Source organism: Thauera sp. WH-2, from assembly GCF_048321015.1.
Lineage (GTDB): Bacteria > Pseudomonadota > Gammaproteobacteria > Burkholderiales > Rhodocyclaceae > Thauera.
Genome location: NZ_JBLWFG010000030.1, coordinates 1 through 1,104, shown reverse-complemented (window position 1 = coordinate 1,104; position 1,104 = coordinate 1). Strand labels below are relative to the sequence as shown.

Genomic DNA, 1,104 nt, shown 5'->3' with positions numbered 1-1,104 from the left:
CCCGATGCAGGTGCGCGTGCTGCGTCACATCAGGAAGCGCTACGGCTGCCCCCAGGGCGACCAGGCGCCGGTCAGCGCCCGCGCCCCGGGGCAGGTGCTGCCCAAGAGCAACGCCAGCAACGACCTCTTGGCGATGCTGCTGGTCACCAAGTACGTCGACGGGCTGCCGCTGGCGCGTTTCGAGTACGTGCTTGCCCGCGCGGGCGCGCTCGTGCCGCGTCAGACCCTGGCGCGCTGGGTGATCGGCACCGCGCAAGCGCTGCAGCCGATCGCCAATCTGATGCGCGACGTGCTGCTCGGGCACGATGTGATTCACATGGACGAAACCCCGGTGCAGGTGCTCAAGGAGCCTGGCCGGGCAGCCACGAGCAAGAGCCAGATGTGGGTGCAGCGCGGTGGTCCGCCGGGTAAGCCGGTGATCCTCTTCGAGTACGACCCGAGCCGCGCGCAGGCGGTCCCTTTACGCCTGCTCGAAGGCTGGAAGGGGCACCTGATCGCCGATGGGCTCGAGAGCTATGGGGCGATCTCCTTCTGCGAGGGCGTGACCCGGCTCGGCTGCTGGGTCCATGCGCGGCGCCGCTTCGTCGACGCCAGCAAGGTGCTGCCCGCCGGCAAGCGCGGTCGCGCCCATGAGGCGCTGGCGCTGATCGGCAAGCTCTACGCCATCGAGAAGGAGGCGCGCGAACTGAGCAACGCCGAGCGCCTGGCGCGACGCCAGAGCAGAAGCCGCGTCGTCATCGACGAACTGCGCCGTTGGCTCGATCAGGTGCTCCCCACCGTGCCGCCCACCTCGGTGCTCGGCGGCGCGTTGGGCTACCTGCATCGGCAGTGGCCGCGACTGACGCGCTACCTCGCACGGGGCGATCTGCCGATCGACAACAACCCGGCCGAAAACGCCATCCGGCCCTTCGTCGTTGGGAGGAAAGCGTGGCTCTTCTCGGATACGCAAGCCGGGGCGCGTGCCAGCGCGCTCATCTACTCGCTGGTCGAGACCGCCAAGGCCAACAACGTCGAGCCGTACCTGTGGCTGCGCCACATACTGCGCGCCGTGCCCAATGCGACCACCGTCGAACACTTCGAGGCCCTCCTGCCCTGGAATCTCAA

General features: G+C 68.8%; 1 protein-coding gene. It reads left to right on the top strand.

Features of this window, described 5'->3' with window-relative positions:
• Positions 1 to 1,104: IS66 family transposase (gene tnpC / locus ACNKW1_RS15740; RefSeq protein WP_418365517.1), on the top strand; the 1,104-nt coding region annotated here is incomplete at both ends.